Raw genomic sequence first — 23691 nt, forward strand, 5'->3', positions numbered from 1 at the left:
TGATAAGCGGCGAACACTCCCGCTGCCAAATTCGAACGCGGCAAAGATGGTCTTTTTTTATTGGCGATACCAGAGGCAAAAACACAATCAGAAGCGTCCCACCCTTCTTCGAGAACGCTCTTACAAATACGGAAAATCGGCCAGCCATTCGCACTTCAATGCAGGTATGAACGTTGCTATCGCCCATCCATAAACGACATGACTATGAAAATAAACAATTAAACATTGATTCAGAACAGTCACGCGAACATGTTTAATTTTTCACGGCGCACTCGATCATTCTTCGGACAGTTGCTATATGATCGGCACTGCGTTATCAGCAGGCATTCAACAGGACTTCAACACCCAGGGAGCGTCAAATGACTGAAGCAGTAACCACACGCCTCAACCAGAATCAGACAGCCGTCCTGTTGTTACTCCTCACCATGGTCCTGCTCGGCGTTTTTCCTCTGGACGTCATTCTTCCCTCGTTTCCTGCGATGTCGGCGCACTTCGCGACACCCTCCTCGAACATCGCGCTGTCCATCAGCATCTTCGCCGTGGGCTTTTCGATCTCGCAGTTTTTCCTCGGGCCGCTTTCGGACAGGCTGGGGCGCAAACGCCTGCTGATGATTGGCATGCTGGTTTCCATCGTCGGAGCAGTGGGATGTGCCGGCAGCGAGCAGTTTGCACCGTTCGTTTTCTTTCGCGGTGTCCAGGCCATTGGCTGCGGTAGTTTCGTCCTGAGCAATGCGCTGGTTCAGGATATTTTTACGACTGAAGAACGGGATCGGGTGAGAATATGGATGACCACTGCCAGTGGTCTTTTCATTTCCACGTCACCGCTTCTGGGCACCTTTCTTCAGGCCCTGTTCGGATGGACAGGCAGTTTTTATCTGTTCGCGTTCATCGCAGGGCTGGTGCTGTTGAATGCATTTCGTACATTGCCCACTTCGCGTCCAAGTCCCATGAGCGCTCGATTCTGGAAGTCCTGCGCAATGATCGTATCGCACCGCCGTTTCATGGGCTTTTCGTTAGTTGCAGCGATCGCATTTACTTGTCATTTTTCGTTCATCGCCATATCGCCACTGATCTTTATCGATGAATTTGGGCTCACGCACCTTCAGTTTTCGCTGGTACTGCTGATTTATGGCGCGGCGTACGTGCTGGGAGGTGTGATTGCCGGACGCCTGCAAAAACGGATCAATCATCATCAACGACTGAACGCGGGGCTGGCACTGATCGGCCTGGCGGGATTGATGCTGATCATCCTTCATCTGACAACTGATCGCAGCCCCCTCACGATTTTGCTGCCCATGATGATATGCACCGTCGGAACGACCATCGCCCGCCCTGCGGCTGCGTCTCGGGCGATGGACTTTTTTCCTCACCACGCAGGTGCTGCAGCCTCGATGCTCAACACCACGGTGTTTGTGACAGGCGGCGTGCTCAGCGCAGCCGCGAGTATTACAGTTGCCAACTTCGAATCCACGCTGGCGACGGGCTTCATTGTGTTGAGCCTGATTGGCGGGGTGATCGTTCGACAGATTTATAGATCGTAGCAAGGCGGCCTCGGGCTCAACCGGTCTGAATCAGAACCGGCAACCGGGTCGCTCTTTAACTCACTGCCCGACGCCGCCCCGCGCATCTGTAGCAGTCCGGCTATCGGCAGATTGATCGTTCCCACGCTCCGCGTGGTAACGCAGGGATCGACGCTCTGCGTCGAGGGGGGACGCGGAGCGTCCTGCAAGGCATTCCCACGCTGGAGCGTGGGAACGATCATGGAAACCGCGCCGCCCCGCGCGCTTGTAGCTGTAGCAGTGCGGCTTGCCGGCGGTGGCGATATCGAGAATGCCTCTGCTGGCAAGCCGAACGGCTACAGACGTTCATCTTCTGTCGGCGGCATGGTGGTCGGCCGGGATCGCATCGGCAATAATGCAGGACTTTTGCGCCAGTCCGCCTCCGTAAGGAACCGCCGTGTCGTCGAGCCCTGCATCGTCCAACCTGGCAACCGGGCCTTTGCTCGACGTCAGGCAGTTGAGTCGTCTCGACCAGACCGGCGCTAACCAACTGCTCAAGCCCACGGACTTTATCCTGATGCCAGGCGCTCAGATCGCGATCACCGGCGCCTCGGGATCGGGCAAAAGTGTGTTCCTGCGCACGCTGGCCTTGCTCGATGCACCCGCCACCGGTGAGATTCTGTGGCAGCGCAAACCCGTCCCCAGCGACCTGATCCCCGTCTACCGCACCTGTGTGTGCTACCTGTCGCAACGCCCGGCGCTGATCGAGGGCACGGTGCTGGATAACCTGCAATTCCCCTACACGCTGAAAAGCCTGAGCAAGCGCGCCTTCAACCTGAGCGTCGCAACCGATCTGCTGGCAAAGGCTGGCAAGGACGCGTCATTCCTGAGCAAGCCCGCGGGTGATCTTTCCGGGGGCGAATCACAGATCGTCGCGCTGATACGCGCACTGCAACTGGAACCTCAGGTCATGCTCTTCGACGAACCCACGTCGGCACTCGATCCGCAGTCTGCGGCAGCCGTGGAGTCACTGGTAAAACACTGGTTCGACGCCGGTGCAGGTGCGCGGGCTTACCTCTGGGTGTCCCATGACCCGGAACAGGCCCGACGCATGAGCACCCGGCATCTGACGATGAACAACGGCGAGCTGGAGCTGGAAGAATCCGTATGAACTACCAGAACCTCACCGCCGTGGACCTGGCCATCGCCGCCACGCTGATTTTCATCAATGGCGCGCTGTCGGTGATGCTCAAGCTCGGTCTGGAACGCCAGCTGTTCTGGGCCTCGATCCGCACGGTGGTACAGCTGCTGGCTGTAGGCTACGTCCTCGGCTGGGTGTTCGCCAATGCCCATTGGTATGTGGTGCTGCCGTTGATGTGCCTGATGACCCTGGTCGCCGGCATTTCCGCCGCTGGCCGCGGCAAACGCACGTACGCGGGGCAGTTGATCGACAGCGTGGTTTCGGTCTGGAGCAGTTCGTGGCTGGTCGCCGCCATCGGCCTGTTCGTCATCATTCACATCCGCCCGTGGTACGAGCCTCAATACGCGATTCCCATACTGGGGATGATTCTGGGCAATACGTTGACCGCCGTGTCCCTGGGAATCGAGCGCATGACGCAGGAACTGGTGTCCGGTCGCAACACCATCGAGATGATTCTGGCGCTGGGTGGCACCCGATGGGAAGCCGCGCAGTCGGCGGCCAGGCAAGCGGTTCGCGCAGGCATGATGCCCACGCTCAACCAGATGACGGTCGTCGGCATCGTCAGCCTGCCGGGCATGATGACCGGCCAGGTCCTGGCTGGCCAGGACCCGGAAAGCGCCGTGCGCTACCAGATCATGATCATGTTCCTGATCGCTGCCGGCTCGGCGCTCGGCACGGTGTTGGCGGTGTTGCTGACATTCCGGCGGCTGTTCTCGGTCGATCACCGGTTCATGATTCATCGTCTGGTGTTGCGCACCTGATAACAGTGAGGCGCAGGACCGTCACGAATCGGCAACAAACTAGTAGTATTCTGCCATCACCTCGAGGCAGGAAATTCATGCCGTGATCCGCCGATCTTTCTCCTCTCTCAGTTTTCTCCAGTCGCTGCTCATGACACTGTGCGCCGCAACGCTGGTGTTTCTCTGGGCTTTGTATTTTCAACAGAAAGCCACTTCGCACCGTGAAGCGCTGGCGGCCAAATCCGCCGAGCATCTGAACCTTGCGACCATCGCTGCGGAAAACCTGCGCCAGCTGGTCGACCGCGCTCAAGCCATCGGCCTGGTCACTCGCAGCGACATGGAAGACCTCGGTCAGCGCCATCGCGGCCTGGTGCGCATGCTCGCCGAAGATCCTGTATTCAAGCGCATGAGTCTGTATGACAGCAACGGCCAGTTGCTGTCCGCCAGTCACTTCGACGAGCCTCATCAGTTGTCGGCCCAATGGCTCGCGCAATTGCACACGCACACCGGACACTACGGCTTCAAAGCGCTGCTGCCGCTGATTGACGTGCCACAGAGCGCGAGCGTCATGCCCAGTTGGCGGCTGCCCTTCATGCTGCCACTGATCGATTCCGCCACCGGCAAAATGGACAGCATTCTGGTGGTGCAGCTGGACGTGGGTTACATCGCCGCGCTGTTCGAACATATCGATCTGGGACAGACCGGCATGATGCGCCTGCTCGATCATGAGGGCCGCGAGCGCCTGCGGATCAGCAGCAGCGGCGTGGTGGTTTCCGGTGCCGTGATGACGCCCGATCTGCCGGGCGACGGCGAGGTTTCCGGCCGCCTCGTGCAACGTTCGGCAGCCACGCGGTATCAGAGCATGTACCTGCGCGTGCCCCAGCGCGGATTCAGCGTGACGGTCAGTCAGGCCGACGATGAAATCCTTGCCTCTTCGCGCCTCACCTATCAGCGCCAGTTGTGGCTGAACCTGTGCATGACGCTGTTGATTCTCGGCAGCCTGTTCTGGACCTTGCGTGTATTGCGCAAACGCCAGGAAGCGTTCAACGCGCTGGAGCAGGCGCAGCAGGTCAATCAGCAACTGATCGAAAGTCTGGAAGAAGAACATCGCCGAAGCAGCCACGCTGCCGCAACCGATCACTTGAGCGGCCTGCACAATCGGCGTCAATTCCTCGAAGTGGCGGCACGCAGCTTGTCCAGCCAGCGTGGCAAACGAAGGTTGATGGCGATCCTGTTCATCGACATGGACCGCTTCAAATCGATCAACGACTCGCTGGGCCACAAGGTCGGCGACATGCTGTTGCAGGCGGTGGCCGGCCGCATCCGTCGCATGCTGGACGCCGACGACGAAGCGGCGCGTTTCGGCGGCGACGAGTTCGTGGTGCTGCTGGCCGGCGAACGCACCGAGGAGCAGATCGATGCCTGGGTGCGGGCGCTGGTGCAGAAACTGTCGGCGATCTATTCCCTGGGCGAACACGAAGTCACCACCAGCCCCAGCGTCGGCGTGAGCATTTGCCCGCGGGACGGGCAGGACGTCGAGGACCTGATTCGCAGCGCCGACGCGGCCATGTATTCGGCCAAGCGCGCAGGTCGCGGACAATACCGTTTTTTCGACCCGTCGCTGAATGTCGCCGATGTCGAAGAGTTCATGTTGGAGCAGGCATTCGGCAGCGCGTTGAAGGGGCGTCAATTCGTCCTGCATTACCAGCCTCAGGTCCGCCTGGACTCGATGCAGGTCGACGGTTACGAGGCGCTGGTGCGCTGGGAGCATCCCGAGTTCGGGCTGCTGTACCCCGATCGTTTCATCTCGCTGGCCGAACGCAGCGGCTTCATCATCGCGCTGGGCTGGGAGGTGCTGCGCCTGGCCTGCGAAACCCTGGAACACTGGCAGTCAGAGAGGCGCCAACTGCGGCTGGCGGTCAACGTCTCCGCCCTGCAACTGCATCAGGCCGACTTCAGTGACCGGGTGCTGGCCAAACTGTCGCGACACGGCATCGCCCCCCAGTGGATGGAACTGGAAATCACCGAAACCACGCTGCTGGACCAGGAAGGTCGCGCTATCGAACACCTGCAACGCCTGCGCGATGCCGGGATGAACATCAGCCTCGACGATTTCGGCAAGGGCTATGCCGGCTTCGCACACTTGCAGTCGTTGCCACTGACCAAGCTGAAAATCGATCGCACGCTGATCGCCCCCTTGTCCAACAGCCCCGACGACAGCCCCATCGTCTCGTCCACGATCATCCTGGCCAAGCGATTGGGCCTCAAAGTGGTGGCCGAAGGCGTGGAAACCCGCGAGCAGGTGGTGTGCCTGCGGCTGGCCGGCTGCGATGTCGCACAGGGCTATCACTTCAGCCGGCCCTTGTCGGCGGCCCAGTTACGGGACTACCTCCCGTTCAACGATGCCACTCTCAACAATGCGCCATTGATGAATGCGGCGGAAAAAACATGCGTGCAGTGAGATGCCTTATTCCGGTCATGCTTGCGTTGCTGCTCGATGCGTTGCTGATCGACACCGTTCAAGCGGACTGCAACCAGCAAAGCCTGCGCATCGCGGTGATCCCGAAAAAGAGCATGGATGAGCTGCTCAAGGAGCAGCGGCCGTTGATCGAGCGGCTGCGCAAGGCCACTGGCATTGCGGTGGAGATAGTCCCCTCCTCGTCTTATGAAAGCGTGGTCGACGCCATCGTCTCCGGCGGCGTCGACATCGCCTGGCTGGGGCCGGCGTCCTATATGCTCGCCCACCAGCGCGACCCGCGTATCGAGCCATTCGCCAGCCTGACCATCAGCGATGGCTATTTCACCCCTGCCGGGCATCACTACCAGGCACTGTTGCTGGCGCGCAGCAAGGTCGCCGGTACTGTCGAGGCCCTGCGCGGTAAACGGGTGGTGCTGACGGATCCCGCGAGCACTTCGGGCAACCTCGTGCCCAACGCCGAGTTTTCCGCCGCCGTGGGCGAGCCATTGGCGCAATTCTTCGGCTCGGTGGCGTTCTCCGGCTCCCACGACAAATCCCTGGATGCGTTGCTGGCTGACAAGGCGGATGCGGTGTTCGTCTCCAGCGTCAGGGCCGATGAATACCTGAGCCGGGGCCTGATGGGTCGCGACACGTTCAAGGTGCTCTGGCGCTCGGAACCGATCTACTACGACCCGTTCGTCTTCAGCGGCACGTTATGCCCCCGCCTGAAAGAACGCGTCCGCCACGCGATGTTGAACGATCAGCAGGGACTGAGCGAATTTCTCGACGCTCAGGAAGCGTCCGGCATCGTTCCGGTCAGCCATGCCGAATATGCGCCACTGCTGCGCGTGATGGAGACGACACCTGCCGTGCGCTGACACGCCACGACGATGTCTCGCGACGGGAGTATTTGGCGCATAATGCGCCGGCCATTTTCCAAGCAGGGGATCGCGGACCATGCCAGTCGTTCACACAGCTGCTCAGGTGGGATTTTCAACGCAAGCGGGCACGTACAGCCAGGGACGCCCGGATTATCCGGAAGCGCTGAACACATGGCTCAGTACAGCATTGGGGATCGGGCCTCAGTCCACGGTCGTAGACCTCGGTGCCGGGACCGCCAAGTTCACCCGCTTGCTCAAGCCACTGACCGAGCACTTGATCGGCGTGGAACCCGTGGATGCAATGCGCAACGAGTTCACCGCACACCTGCCGGATGTGCAGATCGTGCCAGGCACCGCCCAGTCGATCCCCCTTGCTGACGCCACCGCCGATGCATTGGTCTGCGCCCAGGCCTTTCACTGGTTTGCAGACACTGCCGCGCTCTCTGAAATTCATCGCGTACTCAAGCCCGGTGGGCGTCTGGGCCTGATCTGGAACGTGCGCGACGAATCGGTGGACTGGGTCGCCGAAATCACTCGCATCATCACCCCCTACGAAGGCGACACGCCGCGTTTCCATACCGGCCACTGGCGCCGCCCCTTCGACGGCCGCTATTTCTCACAGCCAGCATCGAGCTGCTTCAATTACAGCCACAGCGGCAGTCCTGACACGGTGATCATGAACCGTTTCCTGTCGGTGAGTTTCATTGCCGCACTGCCCGCTGCCGACAAAGCCCTCGTCACCGACCAACTGCGCGAACTCATTGGGACGCACCCGGCGCTGCGCGGTCGCGAGACGGTTGATTTCCCCTATCAGACCCAAGCCTACCTGTGCCATCGACTGGCCTGAAGAAAAGGTAAGAACCGTGAAGATCATCCGCAGTAAAGCCTTCACCGGCGAGCGCGCCTGGGCCGCGCTGGACATCGCCAACATGAACGGCATCACCACGCGCCTGCACTGGACCGATCAACCCTACAAATGGCATGTGAACGACGGCCAGGAAGTGTTCGCCGTGCTGGACGGCCAGGTTGAAATGCGCTTCAAGGAAAACGGCGTCGAACGCTCGACGATCCTGGAAACCGGCGACGTGTTCTACGCCTCGGTCGGCACCGCGCACGTCGCCCATCCGCTGGGCGTCGCGCGCATTCTGGTGGTGGAGAGTGAAGGCAGCGTCTGATTCTCTAGGGTTGGCGGGGAGAGAATTTCGCCTTTCCCCAGATCAACCCGATCACCGCCGCCAGCGAGGACGCCGCGAGCACGCTGAGTTTGGCGGCTGACAACAGCGCCTGATCGGAGAATGCCAGCGACGCAATGAAGATGGACATGGTGAAACCGATCCCGGCCAAAAGTCCCACCAGCACGACGCCGGTCCAGGTCACACCGTCCGGCAGTCTGCAGATATTCAGTTTGACCAGGGCCACGCTGACCAGAATCACACCGATGGGCTTGCCCAGCACCAACGCCAGCATCACGCCGACGAAAACACTTTGCGACAGGGCCTCGTTCAGATTGGCGCCCGCCAGGCTGACGCCAGCGTTGGCCAGGGCGAAAAGCGGCATCACACCAAACGCCACCCAGGGGTGCAGCCCAATCTGGATACGCTGTACCGGTGGCAGGACTTCCCGTTGCGCGTGGCGCAGTTGCTTCAGCGGTTTGGCGACGGACTGAGGCCCCTCATCGCTCTGGGATACCCGTTCCATCAATTCACGAAGGCTTCGCCCGATCGTCTCCAGCGGGCGCTCGCTGGCCGGTTTGCGATTGACCGGCGTCATCAGACCCAGAATCACCCCGGCAAGGGTGGGATGGACACCCGTCTTCAACAGACCGAACCAGACGATGGCCCCGGGCAGCAGATACGCATAGGCCTTGCTGATGCCCATGCGTTGAAACACCAGCACCAGCGCAAGCCCGCCGACAGCGACGAGTAACCCGTGGTAATCCAGGCTGACGGTGTAACCCACGGCGATGATCAGAATGGCGACGATGTCATCGATGATCGCCAGCGCCAGCAGCAAGATACGCACGCCGCTGGGGATCGATTTGCCGAGCAGCGCCAAAACGCCCACTGCGAACGCGATATCCGTGGCCGTCGGAATCGCCCATCCCGCCCTGGCTTCGGTGCCGTGATTGAGCAGCATGTAAATGATCGCGGGCATCATCACCCCGCCCAACGCCGCACCGAGCGGCAACGTCGCCAGCTTCAGACTGGCGAGTGCACCGTCCTTGATTTCCTGGCGTATCTCGGCGCCGACCACCAGAAAGAAGATGGTCATCAACCCGTCGTTCACCAGAAAGTGCAACGACCTGGAAACCGTGAAGTCGCCCAGGCCTATGGTGAGTTGAGTGTTCCAGAAATGCTCGTAGCTGGCGGCGTATGGACTGTTGGCCCAGACCAGTGCGATCAAGGCGGCCAGCAAAAGAACGATGCCGCTGACGGCTTCGATGTGGGAAAACCGCTCGAGCGCTGACAGCGCGCGTTCGGTCAAAACCTGCGGACGAGGGATGGCTGCGGTGGCCGGGTTTTTATCAGGCACGATCGCTCTCCGTTGGCGGCCCGACCAACGCTTGAGCTTTAACCTGCGCAGTGCCGTATGCAACAGCGCACCCACGGCGATGATAAGAAGCTGACGCAGCGGATGCAAATGGCTATTTGGTGGAGCCGGATGAAACTCTTGCGCGACCGGTCAGAACTGAGCCGCACGTTGTAAAACGCTTACTCAGCCTTCTTGTGCGCAGCGCGATTCACCTCCGCCCCCTGCAAAAAACCCTTCGCCAGTTGTTGGTACAACTCCGGGCCCATTCGTGAGCTGACGGCCTTGGCAATCAGGGCAACGGCCATCAGGCTGATCACCAGGCCATGGCTGTCGATCATTTCCATGACGATGATCGCGGAGGTGATGGGCGACTGGGTGACCGCGGCCAGAAAACCGACCATGCACAGGGCAATCATCGGTTGCGCCGCCAGATGAAAAAAGTCGGCGACATTGCTGCCAACGGCAGCACCGACGGCCAGCGATGGCGCAAAGATCCCGCCCGGAATGCCTGAAAAATAGGTGACGACGGTGGCGAGAAATCGCGTGACCGGCGCGTGCCACGGCAAGCCGACATCGGACGCGATGACTTGTGAGGTAATGCCGTAACCGCTTCCGAAGGACATCCCGCCGCTGATCCAGCCGAGTATGGCCACGATCAATCCGCAGATCCCGGCGAACCAGACCGGGTGAGCGCGGCGCCACTCCCAGAGCACGAACCGGCTATGCCGTTGTGGCCATAACAACATGCGGCTGAACAGCCCGCCCAGCAGGCCGCAACCAATGCCGATCGCAAGTGCCGGCGCAACGATATCTAGACTGACGTCCTGGACGTCAAAATGCCCGAAATAGTTGTAGTTGCCTTGCAACGCGATGGCGACCATCCCCGAAAGAATGATGGTGCTGAGCAGAACCCCGCTGGTGCGGGTTTCCAGCTTGCGTCCCAACTCCTCCACCGCAAATGCGATCCCCGCCAAGGGGGTATTGAACGCAGCGGCAATGCCTGCTGCACCGCCAGCGAGAATCAGGTCCTCGACCCGCACGATGCGCGCGTTGGGCAGAAATCGATGGAAGAAGTGCATGATCGACGCCGCAACCTGCACCGACGGGCCTTCGCGTCCTGCCGAGAAACCGCCGGTCAGCGCCAGTGTGCCAAGGCAGATCTTGCCGAAGGCGATGCGCAGGGAAACCAGTTTGTCGATGGGTTTGCCCTGGTGGACCAGCCGTGTCGCGGCGATCACCTGCGGAATACCGCTGCCTTGCGCCCCGACGAAGAAGCGCGTGGTAAGCCACACCACCAGCATCCCCACCAGTGGCGTGTAGATGAACGGCAGCCATGGCCGCTCGGCGGTCTGTTGGGCGAACTGAGCAAGCGCCATGTCGGCCAGCCGGGCGAACATGACGACCAGCAGCCCGGCAACGGTGGCGGCGGCCCAGAGGGTGACACGAGTGCGCCAGCGCATTGAAGCGAAACGACGACGGAGCAGCGTTATCGGTTTGATCACCCGAAGGAGTTCCCGTTGAAATACGAAACGAAGGTGACGGCAAGACTAACCAAAATAGCGGCGACCTCCAAATGGCTCTATTTCGAGGCTGACCCAGCGCTTTGCGGCAAAACCTTACACACGTGTCAGGTGTCCGACATATCCATTCACAGATTGGCTATCAACGCGCCACCTTGTGCCCGACTATCAACTACATTGGAAGGACTCTGCATAAAGCCATAACAAGACGGAGAGTCCCCCCATGCGAGTAAGCACCCGCTTTACCCTGCTGGCCGCTGCAACCGCGCTGGCTGTCACCACTGCCGCACAGGCAGCGCCGGTCTTCATCAACATTCTGACCGGGGGCACCAGCGGGGTTTATTACCCGATCGGCGTCGCGCTCTCGCAAATCTACAGCGACGGCATTCCGGGGTCCAAAACGTCGGTCCAGGCCACCAAAGCCTCTGTAGAAAACCTCAACCTGTTGCAAGCCGGTCGCGGCGAACTGGCGTTTGCCCTGGGCGATTCCGTTGCCGATGCCAAAAACGGTGTCGAAGACGCGGGCTTCAAGGCGCCTCTGACCAAATTGCGCGCCATCGGCGGCGCCTACCCCAATTACATCCAGATCGTTGCCAGCAAAGAATCCGGCATCAAGACCCTGGCCGACCTCAAGGGCAAGACGATTTCGGTCGGAGCCCCCAAGTCGGGCACCGAACTGAACGCACGAGCAATCTTCAAGGCTGCCGGGTTGACCTACGAAGACATGGGCAAGGTGCAATACCTGCCGTTCGCCGAGTCGGTCGAGCTGATCAAGAATCGCCAACTGGACGCGACGCTGCAATCGTCGGGGCTGGGCATGGCGGCGATTCGGGACCTGTCCTCGGTGATGCCGCTCAACTACGTATCGATTCCGACTGACGTCGTCGCCAGAATCGGCAATCGCGCCTATCAAAGCGCGATGATCCCCGCCAACACCTACGACGGCCAACCCGAAGCGGTGCCTACCGTGGCGATCACCAACATTCTCGTGACCCGCGCAGATGTTTCGGATGAGGTGGCGTACGAGATGACCAGACTGATGTTCGATAACCTCCCCCGCCTGGGCAACTCGCACTCGGCGGCCAAAGACATCAAGCTGGAAACCGCGGCCAAGGACCTGCCGATCCCGCTGCACCCCGGTGCCGAACGCTACTACAGGGAAAAAGGCGCGCTGTAACGATCACAGACGCGGTGTCGATCCGGCTCCGCGTCTGTTTACGTCCTTTTTCCAATGTGGTCATGAGGCAGACAGCCAATGAGTGAAGATCAGCACGGCATTCCCGCGAACCCTCGGGACTGGCCAAGAACACTGTTTTACGTCGCGTTGGCGTTCTCGATCTTTCAGATCGTGACCGCTGCGTTTTCTCCGATTTCCAGCCAGGTCCTGCGCGCAGTGCACGTTGGCTTTCTGCTGTGGGTGGTGTTCCTGAGCTACCCCGCCTACGGCGCAAATCGCCCCTGGCAACCGATGGCCTGGCTGCTCAGCCTGGCGGGCATCGCCACGGCGGCGTACCAATGGGAATTCGAAGCGGACCTGATCCAGCGCTCGGGTGACCTCACCACCGGCGACATGGTGATCGGCCTGGTGCTGATCGCGCTGGTGTTCGAAGCCGCACGCCGCGTCATGGGCATTGCACTTCCGATCATTTGCGGGCTGTTTCTGGCCTATGGCCTGTTTGGCGAATACCTGCCCGGCGAACTTGCGCATCGCGGCTATGGCTTCGACCAGATCGTCAACCAGTTGGCCTTCGGCACCGAAGGTCTGTACGGCACGCCGACTTATGTCTCGGCGACCTATATCTTCCTGTTCATCCTGTTCGGCGCCTTCCTGGAACAGGCCGGGATGATCAAGCTGTTCACCGACTTCGCCATGGGCCTGTTCGGTCACAAACTCGGCGGGCCGGCCAAAGTCGCGGTGGTCTCGTCCGCGCTGATGGGCACCATCACCGGTTCCGGGATCGCCAACGTGGTGACCACCGGCCAGTTCACCATCCCGTTGATGAAGCGCTTCGGCTATCGGGCGGCGTTCGCCGGAGGGGTCGAGGCGACGTCCAGCATGGGCAGCCAGTTGATGCCACCGGTGATGGGCGCCGTGGCATTCATCATGGCCGAAACCATCAACGTGCCCTTCGTGGAGATCGCCAAGGCGGCGCTCATCCCGGCGATTCTGTACTTCGGCTCGGTGTTCTGGATGGTGCATCTGGAGGCCAAGCGCTCCAACCTCAAAGGTCTGCCCAAAGACCAATGCCCCAGCGCATTGCGCGCCGTGAAAGAAAACTGGTATCTGCTGATCCCATTGCTGGTGCTGGTGTATCTGCTGTTTTCGGGACGCACGCCGCTGTTTTCCGGGATGGTCGGACTGGCACTCACCGCCATCGTGATTCTCGGCTCGGCGATCATCCTCAGGGTGTCCAGCTTCGCCTTGCGCTGCGCCTTCTGGATCGCATTGGGCGTGCTCTGCGTGGGGTTCTTTCAGTTGGGCATCGGCGTGATCTTCGCGGTCATCGCGGCGCTGGTGCTTGCCTGCTGGTTCATCAAGGGTGGCCGCGAGACCCTGGTGATCTGCCTGCATGCACTGGTCGATGGCGCACGTCACGCGGTGCCCGTGGGGATCGCCTGCGCGCTGGTCGGGATCATCATCGGCGTTGTGTCGCTGACCGGTATAGCATCGACCTTCGCCGGGTACATTCTGGCCATCGGCCGCGACAACCTGCTGCTGTCGCTGATCCTGACGATGATCACTTGCCTGATTCTGGGCATGGGCATTCCGACCATTCCCAATTACATCATCACCAGTTCCATCGCAGCGCCTGCGCTTCTGGAACTGGGGGTGCCGCTGATCGTCTCGCACATGTTCGTGTTCTACTTCGGCATCCTCGCCGACCTCACGCCGCCTGTGGCTCTGGCCTGTTTCGCTGCAGCACCGATCGCCAAGGAGACCGGGTTCAAGATCAGCCTTTGGGCGGTGCGCATCGCGCTGGCGGGCTTCGTCATTCCGTTCATGGCGGTCTACAACCCGGCGCTGATGCTCCAAGGCGACAACCTGTGGATGACCGCCTACATGTTGATCAAGACCATTCTGGCGGTGGGATTGTGGGGCATGGCCTCGACCGGTTACCTGCAACAGAAAATGCCGCTGTGGGAACGTGTGTTCGCCTTTGCCGCAGGCGCGCTGCTGGTGGTGGCGTTGCCGTTGACCGACGAAGCGGGCTTTGTGCTCGGCGCATTGGTCATTGCCCAGCACTTCTGGCGCTCGCGTCAGACCGGACTGGCCAAGGCATGATCGGGCTGTGTCTGGGCCTGGCCGGTGTGGTCTGGGCCCAACTCCCGGTATCAAGCTTTACCCTGGCGTGGAATCACACCATCGAAAAAATCCGCTGGGAAGAAGACTACCGCGTCACCGGGCAAGGCCTGGTACTGGGAGAAGCTCGCGTACGCGGCAACGGCGCGGGCATGGAAATCCCCGATGACGCACGGCTGGAAAACGGCAGTTGGCACTACCATCGCCCTCTGCCGCCGCTGCAGCCGATGAACCTGGGGCGCACGCCTGAGGCCGGCGATTACCAGCTGTGTTTCGACGGTCAGTGTCACGGGATGAGCGAGTGGATCGGCGCTGCAAACGCCGCGCAGCCCGCCGTGCAGCTTTGGTCTTGCGGGAATGAGTGATGGGTCCGTGCTTGCTCTGCTCCCATGGAGCCAATCAGGCTGGCGGGCATCACGGTATCGACTGTCCCGCAGCCCAACGTTCGATCACACGCACGCTTTCGCTGCCGCCCCGAACCCTGAGGTCAGCAGACTGCGTTCGTACACGAACACCTTGCCGCCGCCGGACGCCTTGTACGCTTCGATGACGTTGTCGGCCGCAACGGAACTGGGGACGACAATCCGGTAGTGGCGCTGAGTCTGGGAAAGGATCGGGCCTTGAGCCTGGCCTTGCAATCTGGGCATCACGCACGCGGTGAATTGCTCGGGTGACTTGGCGGTTTGCAGCGTCAGGGTCGGCTCATTGGGGGCGGACGCACAGCCGGCCAGCAGCGAACCGGCGATCAACAGGGCGGGAACGAACAAAATACGCATCGGCGGGTTCCTGTAAAAAAATACTGCCGCGCTGGCAGGGCTTCATTGGCCGCCATTTTCCAGTTCCCCGCAGCGAACTGAACTTCTAATGCGTGATGCTGACTATCGACACCCGCGATAGTCAGCACCGGCTGCGCGTCATGCGACGCCTTGCAGAAGGGCCCGCTTTGTCACACACCTGACATACGCCACTGTTAGCGTCCCGCGGTTGCAAACATTTGGTCCAGCGTCCTCGACGATCGAGGGCACCCTCCCCCGGCCTTGTTCAGGATGACATCCAAGGTGTTCCCAGCCACGACACGCAAACCCATCATTCTGCGATCCGACGCCATGCGGTCCGACGACTTCGGCGCTTTATTCGCACACATGTTCGGCAACCAGTACCCGGATGCCCAGCCACTGCCGCAAAACATCGTCATCAGCGGGGTTTACGGCAGGCATGAAGGCGTCAGCTTTCGGCGCATGCACTATCACGGCGATTTCAGTGTGGTGCTTCCGGCACTGCAGGACGAAATCACGTTCGTCATCCCTACCGCGGGCAAGATCGTTTTCAATCACACCACTGAGTCGATCGGGATTTGTCAGGTCGGTCTGGCCATCGACAAGGCCGATATCCGCTCCATGCACTTCGTCGACAACCATGCCCAGCACGGCATGTCGATCAGCCGAGCGCTGCTCACTGAACGCCTGTCGACGCTGCTGGAACGGCCCATCCTGAGAAAGCTGCATTTCGAACCGAGGGTGGATCTGAACGTGTCGGGGTTTCAGGGCATCAAGGCACTGATCGACCTTGCGACCGGCACCGAATTCGACCTGCTGATCAACACCGGCACACTGATGCCCTCGCGTCTCAGGGAGATGCTGATCGATGCCGTACTGGAGGCCTGGCCGCACAACTTCAGCGAAGCCCTGCGCCGGCCCTCCCCGCTCATTGCTCCGCGACATGTGAAGCGCGCCGTCGAATACATACAGGCACACCCCGATGCACTGGTCAGCGGCTCGGACCTTGCGCGCCTGACCAGCGTCAGCTTGCGCGCGTTGCAAGAGGGATTTCGGCGTTTCATGGGGTTGTCGATTGTGGAGTATCAGCGCGAAGTCCGGCTGCAACGTGCCTACGAGGTGCTGACGCAGAGCGGCTCGCCGTCGGTGTCCGACGTCGCCGTACAACTGGGTTTCACTAACGTCGGCCGGTTCTGCCAGTACTTCCAGAATGCGTACGGCCTGAGTCCCGCGCAGGTGAGAAAAGGCTGAGGCCGCCGGCCGTAGCGGTTGCAAAGTTGCTGCCGCCGGCAAGGCAGCGCGCCCCACCCGGCGGTTCCCACGGCCTTCGGCCAGAATCAAACACCTGAACGCGGGGGTGTCAGGTGAGCACCGTGTTCAGAACATCCAGCTGGCTTTCAGACCACCGTTGAACCCGTGGCTGTCACCGCCGCCACTGGCCCCGACTTCGGCGCCGACACTGAATGCGCCAAGGCTCGCCATGACGTTGACGCCACCGGTGAACTGGTCGCGGTTGTCGAACGCGGCACGTTGCTCGATGTCCAGGCCCAACAGCTGCCCTTCACTGTCCACCTGATGATCGCCCAGGACATGCTCGTAACCCACCTGAGCGCCCGGCGTCAGTTGCCAACTGCCCAATGCAATCGGCGTGAGCGATGCGTTGAGGTTGGCGACCGCGCTGCGCCGGGTTTCGTTGATCCCGTCGACGTCCAGCGCCAGTTCGCTGCCCTTCTCCTTGAAGCCGGACAGATTCAGATGGCTGACTCGCACGCCCAGGCTCGGCTCGAGCGTCACCCCGCTCATGGGGAGGCGATAACCCAGCGCCAGGGTCGCGCCCGCCAGGGTGCCATGGCTGTCACCCCGGGCCTGGCCCAAACCACCGCCGATGTCGCGCTTGCTGTCATAGTCGAGCCAACCACCACTGGCGCTGGCATCGACGAACACGCCGCGTTCCAGGCCGTTCGGGGCGAAGCGCGCGCCCAGGTTGATGAACGTCAGGTCGGTATCGGCTTCACCGCCTGCGCCACCGACGTTGCCGCGACTGTAGCCAAATCCGCCATGGGCACTGAGCTGCTCGGAAAAACGCTGGGTCAGCCCCACCATCATGCCTTGGCTGTGCTCGTTGCTGCTGGCCGCGTGGGACGAGCCGTCAGTGCCCAGATACCCCGTCAGCGCCGTGCTCCACAGGCGCGACTGACCGACCTTGAGATCAGTCCCACTGGCGAAAGGCGCTGCGGCCTGCTCGATCATCGCGTCCTGACGCAGCAGATAGCTCGCCGCATCGGCATGCAGCTGACCACCGACCGTCGATTCGACGCCGCCCAGGGTGCCGGCATCGATCGCCGATTGCAGATAGTCGTTGTACGCGGTGTAGTTCCCCGACAACCCGGTGTTCTGCAGTTGCTGCAACAACTGTGCACCGGCAGCGGCGTTGCCGATCAGGCCCGCCTGACCCGGCAGGCTGTTGTAGAACACCATCTTGCCGCGCAGGACGTAGATCGTTTCCTGCGACAGTCCAAGGCCTTGCTTGAGGTAGTTGTCCATGCTGCCGTATTCGGCGGTCACTTGGTCCAGACCGGCTTGCAGATAACTGGCCTGCACGCCCAGCAGCGGCGCGTAGACAGCGGCCATGCTCGCCGGCATTGCAGCAAGCGTCGCAGCAACGCGCGCGGCGGTGTAGTCGTTGGTCGCCAGGTAGTTGCTCATGATGGTGGAGCTGTCGACCCCGGCAATGCTCAACAGTACCGCGGCGGTCCAGCCGGTGCGGTCCTTGCCCGCGGTGCAGTGGAACAGCGCAGCGCCGTCCGCCGAGGCCAGCTCGTTGAAAAGCAGGTTGAACTGGCTGCGCATGCCGGCATCACTGACGAAGGCGCGGTTGGTCTGCTCCATCATGGCGATGGCGTCGGCGGCGCTGCTGAACGAGATGTTCGTGACATTCGCCCCCGACGTGGTGCTGCCGATGATGTCGATATTGCTGTAGGTCGCCCCGGTCAACAGGGTGTCCGGCGTGGCGGCGATTTCACTGGGGGTGCGCAAGTCGTAGACGGCGCTGATGCCCAGGCCGTTCAGTGTCGCCAGGTCCGCGGCCGAGGGCGTCAGCGCGTTAGAGCGATAGAACACGCCCGAACGCAGGGTGCCGTCATTGGTCGTGGAATAGGCAGTGGTGGTGCCTGCGATATCCCGGAAGTTGTCGATACTGGCAAGCCGTGGGGTGTCGAGTGCGGTGGTCTCGGCAGCCTGGGCGGCGGCGATGGAAAGGCTCAAAACGGACAGTGAAAACAGAACACGTTGAAACACGATGCAGCCTCATTGACAGAGCGTTGGGCTGCCCACTATCCGCGGCGAAATGCGACTGAATATGACAGTTTCCCGCGAAACCGAAATCCCTGCGCGATGTGTCCGGCGAATGCGTTTTCTGTCCGTGGCGGGCGCCGATTCGATTCGTCGTGCCCATGCCGTACAACCTGTCACGGCGTTGCAAAGCGAATATTCGCTGTGGTGGCGTGAGCCGGAGAAGGAAATTCTCCCGCTGCTGGAGGAACTGGGCATCGGCTTCGTGCCGTTCAGCCCATTGGGCAAAGGCTTTCTGACGGGTGCCATCGACGCCAGCACGACCTTTTCACAGGACGATTTCCGCAACGTGGTGCCGCGCTTCACCGAGGAAATCGTTATCCGGCGCACCTGCAAAAGAACTTCAATCGTTGACTCGATCCGGGTTCGGCGCATCCCTGGATGTGGCGAACCCGGCGCCTCATGGATTGGCGTTCTTACACCTCCCCTCGCCCGATTCCACCGGACACCCGAATGATATCGGCCGTCACTTCGATCGCGATTTCAGCGGGTGTCGTGGTGCCCGGAATCAGCGCAGCTCGACCCGCTCGAAACGCCCGGCCAGGACCCCATAAGCGAACACACCCAGCAGGCCATGGGCCGCGACGAACCACAGGGCAATATTGAATGAGCCGGTGGTGGCCACGATGTAGCCGATCACCACCGGCGTGATGATCCCGGCGATGTTGCCGATGCCGTTGAACACCCCGCCACTGAGACCGACCATGTTTTTAGGCGCGGTGTCGGAGAGCACCGCCCAGCCCACGGCGGCCAGGCCCTTGCCGAAGAAGGCGAAGGCCATCAGCGCGATGACGATCCAGTTGGCATCGACGAAGTTCGCCAGCACCAGCACGGTCGACATGACCATCCCGATGAGAAATGGCGTTTTGCGCGCGATGGACGGATGCACGCCGCGACGGATCAGCAGGTCGGAGAACATCCCGCCCAGCACCCCGCCGGAGAATCCGCAGATTGCCGGCAGCGCGGCGACCCAGCCGGCTTCCATGATGGTCATGCCCCGGCCCTTGATCAGGTAGATCGGAAACCAGGTGATGAAGAAGTACGTCAGCGCGGTGATACAGTACTGGCCCAGATAGATCGCCCACAGTGTGCGGCTGGTGAACAGTTGCTTGATCTCCTTGAAGGTCGCTTTGCTCTTTTGCTCCTTGCGATTGAGTTCCAGATCCACCAGGGCGCCGCCTTCGCGCATATAGTCCAGTTCCTTGGTGCTCAGGCGTTTGTCACTGTGCGGCTCGCGGTACAAGGCGAACCAGAAGACGCTCAATACCAGGCCTAGCGCGCCCATCCACAGGAACACGTGTTCCCAGCCCAGCGCGTGGGTCAGCCAGGCCATCAGTGGGGTGAACAGCACCACCGCCATGTACTGCGCCGAGTTGAACAACGCCGAGGCGGTACCGCGTTCGCTGGTCGGGAACCAGCAGGACACGATGCGGTTGTTGGCTGGAAACGCCGGAGACTCGACCAGCCCCAGCATGAAACGCATGGCGAACAGGCTCATGGCCGCCGAGGCCCCCATCAGACCGAACCAGCCCACCGTGCCCTGAGCCATGGTGAAACACGACCACAGCACCAGACTTGCGCCGTACACCTTGCGCGCGCCAAAGCGGTCGAGCAGCCAGCCGCCGGGGATCTGCCCCAGCGCGTAGGCCCAGGCGAACGCCGAAAAAATCATGCCGAGCATCATCGGGTCCAGCCCAAGGTCCTTGACCACGCCAGTGCCGGCAATGGACATGGTCGCCCGGTCGGCGTAGTTGACCACGGTGACGATGAAGATCATCGAGAGAATGAGAAAACGGTGGCGGCCGACCTTCGCTTGCGCGTCGGCGAAATCCGCGGGAAGGGATTTGCTGAGCATGGTGAGTCTCCCATAAGGGCTTTTATTGTTGTTGTCGTACAACTTCTTGCCGCGATGATAGGAGCAGGGAACGATTCAGGTCTAACATAGAGACTGTATGGATTGATACGGATATTGAATCGTGGAATTGCACCAGTTGCGCTGTTTCGTTGCCGTTGCCGAAGAACTGCACTTCGGCCGCGCCGCCACGCGGATGTACATGACCCAGCCGCCTTTGAGCCGACAGGTGCAATTACTGGAACGCGGGCTGGGGATCCAGTTGCTGGAGCGCAACAACCGATCGGTGAAACTGACCGCCGCCGGTCAGGGCTTCCTGCGCGACGCACGGCACATTCTGGCGTTCTCCGATCAGGCCGCTGACGGGGCGCGGCGTTTGGCGCGCGGTGAAGCTGGCAGTCTGACGCTGGGGTTCACGGCGGTCAGTGCGTACCAGATGATTCCGCAGCTGCTCGCCCGTGCCGCCGATGAACTGCCGGGTCTGCAGTTCACCCTCAAGGAAATGGTCTCCGGCGCACAGCTCGACGCGCTGGCGGCTCATCGTATCGATGTGGGGTTCGTGCGCCAGATCAATGACCGCGACGCCCTTGACGCGCAGCTGATCAGCCGTGAGCCGCTGCTGGTGGCGCTGCCGAGCAATCATCCCCTTGCGCAAAAACAGGCGATTGCCGTGCGCGATCTGGATCAGCAGCCCTTCGTGATGTACGCACCGGACGAGGGCCGCTATTTCTACGACTGCATCGCCGGCTTGTTTGCTGTGACCGGCGTCACGCCGCGCTATGTCTATCACCTGGGCCAGACCCACACGGTGGTGAGCATGGTCAAGGCTGGTCTGGGGCTGGCCATCGTCCCCGCCTCTGCCACCCAACTGCACCGCGGCCACCTGGAATTTCGCCCGCTGGAGGATGCGCACTTGCATGCCGAGCTGTACATCGTGTCGCGGCAGGACAATGACAATCCGGCGCTGCCGGCATTCAAGGGGTTGGTGCAAGCGCTGGTTTGATCTGGCCCGCAAGCCGGCGCCCACATGAACAATCGCCAGCCTTGAGCGCCCTGATAGGTCAACGGGCAGTGTTCGGCTTCACGACTATGGAGACTGACGATACCCGCCATCGTTAAAACAGATTAACCAGTTAGTCCAAAATATGTTTTCATTGCGCCCGCTTGCGAGCGCCCCGCGTGCCGCCCCCCCTTTTCACATGCCTTCGTCCCTGCGACGACCTACCGTAACTCAGGTTGATCAATGAGCATTCCTTCGCAACACCCTGCTGAATCCGGCCCGCGCCGTGGATTGTCGATGGCGCTCGTCGTCGGTTCCGTAATGGCCATGGCCGCTTCCTCGCCGACCCTGGCCAACGACTGGCTGGACCGTTCGACCATGACCGGCGACTGGGACGGCAATCGCAGTCGCCTGACCGCGCAGGGGGTGAAGATCACTGGCGACTACAGCGGCGAGACGGTCTACAACGCCCACGGCGGCAAACAGCGCGGCACGCGTTATTCGCAGAACATCAAGCTCGGCGCGCAATTCGATCTGGGCAAGCTGCTGGACCTGGAAAGCGGCGGCAAGATCCAGCTGACCATCAACGACCGACGCGGCAACGATGGATCGGGCGATCTGGTCGGCAACCGCCTGCCGGTCCAGGAAAACTACGGTGGGCTGTACACGCGCCTGACCGAGTTGAGCTACGAAAACACCCTGTTCACCCCTGCGCTGAACGTCAAGCTGGGCTATATGGCGATGGGCAATGACCTGGGGGGTCTGAGCACCGGCATTCTGTGCAACTTCATGAACGCCGGATTCTGCGGCCATCCGCTGGCGATGTCCGGCGGTAGCGGCTGGAGCAACTACCCGAACGCGCACTTGGGGGCGATGGCCAAATACCGGTTTACCCCGAACTTCGCGCTGCAGGTCGCTGCGTTCAAGGTCGATGCCGCGAGCAGCGGCGAGTCCAGCCGCGCCTGGGACATGGCGCCCAAGGACAGCACAGGCAACATTCTGCCCATCGAGGCGATCTACAACGTATTGGGTGACATGCCTGGCGAATACCGCGTCGGCTACTACTACGACACCTCGGATGCGCCGCGCATCGGCACCGGCAAGGAGGTCGCCGGCCGTGAAGGCTCGTATTTCCTGATGGACCAGGCGATCTGGAACTCCAGCGACGTCACCGGGCGCAATGTGCACATGTTTGGCCAGTTCTCCAACGCCAGCGCTGCGGCCGCACCGTTCCGCCGCTGGTACTCCGCCGGCTTTGCGCTGAAAAAGCCTTTCGTCTCCCGCCCCAACGACACCGTCGCCATCGGCTATGGCCGTGCGGTGTTCAACTCGCGTAGCCGCGATGTGCAGGAAAACGCCGCACTGGCCAACGGTCAGGATTTCCCGGACCTGGCCAGCGGCGAAGGCCTGGTGGAGATGACCTACGGCGCACAGGTCGCCCCGTGGCTGACGCTGCGTCCATCGATCCAGTACATCATCGAGCCAGGTGCGTTTTACGGTGAGGACATCGACAACACGCTGATCGTCGGTTTGCAGGTCAAGGCGACGTTGTGACGGGTGAGCGCGTCCCCGAAAAGCCACGGATGATCGCTGAAAAGGGCCGATCCAGAGCCCTCGAACGGCCCCATCAATCTGGTTGATGAACACCATGAAGGCGATTGTCTTCAGGTTTTTCGGGCCTCGCGTAACATCGCCACATCACTTACCGCCCCTGTTCACCTGAAGGACTTGCGACCATGACCTTGCACCTGATCAACGCCGTCGTACTCACCGCCGCCACCATTTTCCTGGCCAACCGCGCATTCGCACTGCACGACCTGGTCAAAGCCGCGACCGTTTCCGAGCACATCTGAAACGGCGTTGCTGCTGCAGCTGTGCCCGGCACAGGCCTGAGCCCCTTTCAGGCGAACGGATCCATCTGCCGCTTCAGTTGTTCCCTGGCCCGAGACAGACGCGAACGCACCGTGCCGATCGGCACCCCCAGCGACGAAGCTGTTTCCTGATAATTGCCATCCATTTCCAGTGACACCTCGATCACCCGCTGCATGTTCGACGGCAGCGCGCCGATCGCCTTGACCGCACGCACCAGTTGCCGGTGGCCGTCCACCTGATGGCCGATGTCGCCCTGGCTGTCGAGTTCGGTGTGGGTGTGGTCCTCCCAGCTCTCCTGATAAGGCTGGCGATACATCTTGCGAAAGTGATTGCGGATCAGGTTCAGGGCGATCCCGCACAACCACGTCTGCGGCTTGCTCGCGTTCTGGAACTTGTGCTCGCTGCGCAGCGCCTCAAGAAAGGTGCATTGCAGGATGTCGTCGACATCGTCCGGGTTCATCACCCGCTTCTGAATGAACGCACGAATCATCTTCACCTGATCGCTGGTCAATTGCCGAATGCCAGGCACCGGCTGACGGCGGGTTGCGGGGTCGATATCGAGAATCGCGAGGCTGGGAAACATAAGGGCTCTTCCTTGTTTGGAGTGTGTTAGCCCTATAGCGATATGCGTGCCACGCGATTTACTGCTGTAACTTGCTGATTTAATTAGCTAATTATTTTCATCGAGACAAGCGCCGTGCAAATTCT

General features: G+C 61.1%; 19 protein-coding genes and 1 pseudogene. 14 read left to right on the plus strand and 6 right to left on the minus strand.

Features of this window, described 5'->3' with window-relative positions:
* The first annotated feature begins 359 nt into the window (after positions 1 to 359).
* The 7 genes from D3M70_RS27670 (at position 360) to D3M70_RS27700 (ending at position 7954) form a co-directional block, all read left to right on the plus strand.
* Entirely contained in the window at positions 360 to 1541 is a 1182-nt protein-coding gene (locus D3M70_RS27670) for a Bcr/CflA family efflux MFS transporter (RefSeq protein WP_120129043.1), read from the plus strand.
* A gap of 415 nt (positions 1542 to 1956) precedes the next feature.
* A complete protein-coding gene (locus D3M70_RS27675; RefSeq protein ID WP_256660009.1) occupies positions 1957 to 2670 on the plus strand; it encodes an ATP-binding cassette domain-containing protein in 714 nt (237 codons plus the stop codon).
* A complete protein-coding gene (gene fetB / locus D3M70_RS27680) occupies positions 2667 to 3461 on the plus strand; it encodes an ABC transporter permease (RefSeq protein WP_120129045.1) in 795 nt (264 codons plus the stop codon). Before D3M70_RS27675 ends, fetB begins: the two co-directional genes overlap by 4 nt.
* Before the next feature lie 82 nt (positions 3462 to 3543).
* Positions 3544 to 5901: a bifunctional diguanylate cyclase/phosphodiesterase gene (locus D3M70_RS27685; RefSeq protein WP_120129047.1), complete on the plus strand. Its 2358-nt coding sequence runs from the start codon at positions 3544 to 3546 to the stop codon at positions 5899 to 5901.
* Positions 5889 to 6776 carry a phosphate/phosphite/phosphonate ABC transporter substrate-binding protein gene (locus tag D3M70_RS27690; protein WP_120129049.1) on the plus strand — a complete coding sequence of 296 codons (888 nt, stop codon included), beginning with the start codon at positions 5889 to 5891 and terminating at the stop codon, positions 6774 to 6776. The genes D3M70_RS27685 and D3M70_RS27690 overlap by 13 nt, the downstream gene beginning before the upstream one ends.
* Positions 6777 to 6855: 79 nt before the next feature.
* Complete coding sequence (locus D3M70_RS27695; protein ID WP_120129051.1) at positions 6856 to 7626, plus strand: class I SAM-dependent methyltransferase; 771 nt, start codon at positions 6856 to 6858, stop codon at positions 7624 to 7626.
* A 16-nt stretch (positions 7627 to 7642) separates the two neighbouring features.
* Positions 7643 to 7954, plus strand: a complete 312-nt coding sequence (locus D3M70_RS27700) for a cupin (protein ID WP_120129053.1) — start codon at positions 7643 to 7645, stop codon at positions 7952 to 7954.
* Between the two features lie 4 nt (positions 7955 to 7958).
* Here the strand turns inward: D3M70_RS27700 and nhaA are convergent, their stop codons facing one another.
* Together nhaA and D3M70_RS27710 are read right to left on the minus strand one after the other, a co-directional pair.
* Entirely contained in the window at positions 7959 to 9311 is a 1353-nt protein-coding gene (gene nhaA, locus D3M70_RS27705; protein ID WP_120129055.1) for a Na+/H+ antiporter NhaA, read from the minus strand.
* Positions 9312 to 9490: 179 nt separating this feature from the next.
* Positions 9491 to 10813 (minus strand): chloride channel protein, encoded by a 1323-nt coding sequence (locus D3M70_RS27710; RefSeq protein ID WP_120129057.1) that lies wholly within the window; start codon positions 10811 to 10813, stop codon positions 9491 to 9493.
* Positions 10814 to 11054: 241 nt separating this feature from the next.
* Between D3M70_RS27710 and D3M70_RS27715 the strand changes: the two genes are divergently transcribed.
* The 3 genes from D3M70_RS27715 to D3M70_RS27725 all read left to right on the plus strand — a co-directional run bounded on the left by D3M70_RS27715 (position 11055) and on the right by D3M70_RS27725 (position 14497).
* Entirely contained in the window at positions 11055 to 12008 is a 954-nt protein-coding gene (locus D3M70_RS27715) for a TAXI family TRAP transporter solute-binding subunit (RefSeq protein ID WP_120129059.1), read from the plus strand.
* A gap of 78 nt (positions 12009 to 12086) precedes the next feature.
* Complete coding sequence (locus tag D3M70_RS27720; protein WP_120129060.1) at positions 12087 to 14114, plus strand: TRAP transporter permease; 2028 nt, start codon at positions 12087 to 12089, stop codon at positions 14112 to 14114.
* On the plus strand, positions 14111 to 14497 hold the full coding sequence (locus D3M70_RS27725) for a DUF1850 domain-containing protein (RefSeq protein ID WP_120129062.1): 387 nt from the start codon (positions 14111 to 14113) through the stop codon (positions 14495 to 14497). The genes D3M70_RS27720 and D3M70_RS27725 overlap by 4 nt, the downstream gene beginning before the upstream one ends.
* Before the next feature lie 84 nt (positions 14498 to 14581).
* Here the strand turns inward: D3M70_RS27725 and D3M70_RS27730 are convergent, their stop codons facing one another.
* Positions 14582 to 14908, minus strand: coding sequence for a hypothetical protein (locus D3M70_RS27730; protein ID WP_120129063.1), 327 nt, complete (start codon positions 14906 to 14908; stop codon positions 14582 to 14584).
* Positions 14909 to 15238: 330 nt separating this feature from the next.
* Here D3M70_RS27730 and D3M70_RS27735 point away from each other — a divergent pair, with 330 nt between their 5' ends.
* Positions 15239 to 16159: a helix-turn-helix transcriptional regulator gene (locus D3M70_RS27735; RefSeq protein WP_375233051.1), complete on the plus strand. Its 921-nt coding sequence runs from the start codon at positions 15239 to 15241 to the stop codon at positions 16157 to 16159.
* A 126-nt stretch (positions 16160 to 16285) separates the two neighbouring features.
* Here the strand turns inward: D3M70_RS27735 and D3M70_RS27740 are convergent, their stop codons facing one another.
* Positions 16286 to 18205, minus strand: a complete 1920-nt coding sequence (locus D3M70_RS27740) for a tyrosine-protein phosphatase (protein WP_120129065.1) — start codon at positions 18203 to 18205, stop codon at positions 16286 to 16288.
* A gap of 118 nt (positions 18206 to 18323) precedes the next feature.
* Here D3M70_RS27740 and D3M70_RS33765 point away from each other — a divergent pair.
* Positions 18324 to 18572: pseudogene (locus D3M70_RS33765) on the plus strand (aldo/keto reductase); the annotation flags it as partial.
* A gap of 195 nt (positions 18573 to 18767) precedes the next feature.
* On the opposite strand, the gene D3M70_RS27750 reads toward D3M70_RS33765, so the two are convergent.
* Positions 18768 to 20114 (minus strand): MFS transporter, encoded by a 1347-nt coding sequence (locus D3M70_RS27750; RefSeq protein WP_120129067.1) that lies wholly within the window; start codon positions 20112 to 20114, stop codon positions 18768 to 18770.
* Positions 20115 to 20235: 121 nt separating this feature from the next.
* Between D3M70_RS27750 and D3M70_RS27755 the strand changes: the two genes are divergently transcribed.
* Both D3M70_RS27755 and D3M70_RS27760 read left to right on the plus strand, forming a co-directional pair.
* Positions 20236 to 21114 (plus strand): LysR family transcriptional regulator, encoded by an 879-nt coding sequence (locus D3M70_RS27755; RefSeq protein WP_218568456.1) that lies wholly within the window; start codon positions 20236 to 20238, stop codon positions 21112 to 21114.
* A 294-nt stretch (positions 21115 to 21408) separates the two neighbouring features.
* Positions 21409 to 22665: a carbohydrate porin gene (locus D3M70_RS27760; protein ID WP_120129071.1), complete on the plus strand. Its 1257-nt coding sequence runs from the start codon at positions 21409 to 21411 to the stop codon at positions 22663 to 22665.
* Positions 22666 to 23011: 346 nt separating this feature from the next.
* Here D3M70_RS27760 and D3M70_RS27765 read toward each other — a convergent pair whose 3' ends face one another.
* The gene (locus D3M70_RS27765; RefSeq protein ID WP_120129073.1) at positions 23012 to 23566 is read right to left on the minus strand and encodes an RNA polymerase sigma factor; all 555 of its coding nucleotides are present in this window, start codon (positions 23564 to 23566) and stop codon (positions 23012 to 23014) included.
* Positions 23567 to 23691 lie beyond the last annotated feature (125 nt).

Origin of the sequence: Pseudomonas sp. LS-2 (assembly GCF_003605735.1) — a bacterium.
Classification (GTDB): Bacteria; Pseudomonadota; Gammaproteobacteria; order Pseudomonadales; family Pseudomonadaceae; genus Aquipseudomonas.